Raw genomic sequence first — 3,260 nt, 5'->3', positions numbered from 1 at the left:
CCGTCAGCCAACTCAAAGGCGCGCCGCCCGGTTATGTCGGTTATGGCAGCGGTGGCGTACTGACTGAAGCGGTGCGACGCAAACCGTATTCGGTGGTGCTGCTGGACGAAATCGAGAAGGCCCATCCGGATGTGCTCGAAGCGTTCTACAACGTTTTCGACAAGGGCTTGATGGAGGATGGCACCGGCTTGGTGGTGGACTTCAAAAACACTGTGATGCTCGCCACCAGCAACGTCGGCGCGGAGCTTTTGCTGGATACACCCGCCGCGCAACTCGGCTCGGATGCCTTCAACGAGGCACTGCACAAAGTCCTCTTGCAAGCCTTCCGCCCGGCGTTTCTGGCGCGCATGACCGTGGTCGCCTATCGACCGCTGGATGAAGCGACGCTGGAGGGGATTGTGTTGGCGAAACTGGAAAAACTGCGGGGCCGTTACAAGGCGGCAACGGGCAAACAATTCGAGTTTGATTCGGGAATCGTTAAAGCCGTACTCGCCAAGTGCAGCGCGGCGGGTGCGCGGGATGTCGAGAACGTGTTGATGACGCAGGTGACAGGGAAACTGGCGGAGTGGGTTTTAGAGTGAACGACACAGGAAAAGCTGCGTCGCGCCCTTTCTCGTAAGTGTTCGACTTCTTTGCAGGTATTCGCGATGCCCTACAAAATTCTTATATGGAACACGCAGCACTTCCATAACCAGAGCAAAAAAGAATCAGAGGCATACCAGGCAAAGGCCGCTTACCTGAGCAAAGTATTGCTGCTCAAGCGGCCCGATATTCTTGCACTCTTTGAAACGGGCACGACCGGGGTGCCCAATGTCAGCGCAGAGAAGTTGCTGGAATCGCGCGGATACCGGTTGGTGCATGCGCTGGACAACGAGGGCGGCGCGCGAATCGACACGACTTTAGGTTCGATGGTGTTCGTGCGCAATGAACTGGCAGGAGCCTTCGAGATGCTCTCCGACTACATACTGGGCGCTTCCGAGCGGCGCGCACCGATCGTCATACGACATAAATACAATGGCGACGCCCTGGCCTTCTATCATGCCAACTCATCTTATAAGGCGGCCGAAATCACGGCCGAAACCATCAACTTCATCGTTGCCAACAAGCGTGAAAAATTTCGCGAACTGATTTTCTTCGGCGGCGACCTGAATGCCGAGCCTCACGAGAATCACAAGGAAATCAGGCCTCCCGAGCACAGACCGCTGAAGCCCGTCCCACCCGCTACAGCCGGCACCCATATTCAGATCACCAACAAGACGCTCAAGGAGGCCAGACTGGATTGGCGCAACAATGTCGAGTATGTGTTCGACGACGAACAAGGCATTGATGTGCCCGTGCGTTCCCAGGAAAGCTGGAATACAAGCTATCGGTGGGATGAGGGCATCTGCGAGGACGAGTATGTTGCCACCCCTCGGGTTCTCGACTACGCCTACGTCACAGATACCTATCGCTGGAATTGCGAATGCGACGGCCGAGCGCAGTGCATCCCGAACGGTACCGGCGGTTATAAAGCCATCAGACGTATCAGTTATGGCGACGTAATTCGGAGTGACCACTTCCCGGTATTTTACTTCGGCAAACGACATGATGAAGAAGCGACCTTTCTCGTGCATATCGCAGAAGATCCCTATCTGAGTGCCGCATTGAAAAACCGGCTCGGCGCCGGTGAGCAGCGGATAACCCTGCGTTTTGGCTCCTTCAAGTCTTCACCGGTAGAGATGGAAGCTCCGCTTGACGCTACGTATTGGGCCTGGACGAGCGCAAAGACTTTGCGGGTGACATCAACGAGCAATCTGACAGGGCATTTTCGCTTCAAGAAACAGATTGGCGTGACATGGCCGGCCATCATCGAATTTCCCGCCGTGTCCGGAGCAATCGGCAGCAGCGCAAAGCTCACGCTGTATGTAACGGGTATCGACTATGAATAGTTTTCCCCCCCTCGAGATTGCTCATGACTCGCTCGACTGACAGCAACACCACCCTCTCCCTCACCGCCCCCTCGCTGTCGGCGCTTTATCCTGAATCACTGTCCGGTGAAGAAGCCCTCAACTCACTCGGATCGCAAACCCTCAACGGCGTGAATGACGGCGCCTCTCTGACGCTGACCAGTGCCATTGCCACCCACGTCACCACCACCCTGCACAATGACGCGCAACTGCGCCCGTACGATGCGCTGGTTGCCGAAATCCGCCAACTGCCCGCCGATGCCACGGCCGAGCGCTACCAGTTGCTGTTAAGGCCGTGGCTGTGGTGGCTGACCCTGGCGAGCAATAACCGGGTGTTCCAGAACCTCGCCACTTCGGACATTGTCACGACGATTTTCAAGGCCCACGGCTTTACCGATTTCAAGCTGTCGCTGAGCGGCAGTTACACACCGCGCGAATACTGCGTGCAGTACGGCGAAACCGATTTCGCATTTGTTTCGCGGTTGCTGGAAGAAGACGGCATTTTCTGGTTTTTCACCCACGACAGCGGCAAACACACGCTGGTGCTCGGTGACAGCAACGACGCCTTCGTAGCGATCCCCAACGGGCCGAAGGTCAAGTATCTGGGTCAGGGAATGGGTGAGCGTGAGTTACACGGAATTCGCGCCGGGCAGGTGTGCCTGCAAGCGGTGGCCGGGGTGTATCGGGCCACGGATTACGAATTCACCACACCGACCACATCGCTGTATGGCCAGGCGGAAGCGGTGGCCGGGCCGCGTTCGATCTACGAGCATCCGGGCGGTTACAACGCCAAGGCCCGGGGCGATGCGCTGACCAAGCAACGGATTGAGGGTTTGCGCAGCGAAGAGAAACGTTTTGTCGGTGAAAGCGACTGTCGCTGGCTGGTGCCGGGGCACTGGTTCACCCTCGACGGGCATGAAGACGCGAGCCTGAATATCGACTGGGTGGTGACGCGGGTCACCCATGACGTCAGCCACGAACGCTATCGCAACCGTTTTGAAGCGATCCCCAAAGCCACGCCGTTCCGCGCGCAACGCACCACGCCGAAACCGCGCATGCATCCGCAGACCGCCATTGTCGTGGGCAAGTCTGGCGAAGAAATCTGGACCGACGAGTACGGCCGGATCAAGTTGCAGTTCCCGTGGGATCGCGACGGCAAGAACGATGAAACCAGTTCCTGCTGGGTGCGCGTGGTGTTGCCGTGGAGCGGCAAAGGCTTCGGCATGCAGTTCATTCCGCGCATCGGTCAGGAAGTCATCGTGACCTTTATCGACGGCGATCCCGACCGGCCGCTGGTCACCGGTTGCGTGTACA

At 57.7% G+C, this 3,260-nt stretch carries 3 protein-coding genes; all 3 read left to right on the top strand.

Annotation, left to right across the window (positions count from 1 at the left end; translation table 11 throughout):
* Nucleotides 1–581, top strand: a 581-nt coding sequence (locus tag DBR24_RS34150) for an AAA family ATPase (protein WP_256591917.1), incomplete at its 5' end; no start/stop codon positions are given.
* Between the two features lie 66 nt (nucleotides 582–647).
* Nucleotides 648–1,928: an endonuclease/exonuclease/phosphatase family protein gene (locus DBR24_RS27820; RefSeq protein ID WP_128616310.1), complete on the top strand. Its 1,281-nt coding sequence runs from the start codon at nucleotides 648–650 to the stop codon at nucleotides 1,926–1,928.
* 23 nt (nucleotides 1,929–1,951) lie between these two features.
* A partial coding sequence (gene tssI, locus DBR24_RS27815) for a type VI secretion system tip protein TssI/VgrG (protein WP_256591916.1) occupies nucleotides 1,952–3,260 on the top strand: 1,309 nt, incomplete at its 3' end.

The organism is Pseudomonas sp. HMWF006, from assembly GCF_003061205.1.
In the GTDB taxonomy this organism is placed as follows: Bacteria; Pseudomonadota; Gammaproteobacteria; order Pseudomonadales; family Pseudomonadaceae; genus Aquipseudomonas; species Aquipseudomonas monsensis.
Note: the sequence above shows the minus strand (reverse complement) of the source record. Positions and strands in the feature narration are given on the sequence as shown.

Excerpts from the sequence above, each read along its gene's own strand:
- DBR24_RS27820 (WP_128616310.1), top strand. The coding sequence starts at position 648 with ATGCCCTACAAAATTCTTATATGGAACACGCAGCACTTCCATAACCAG.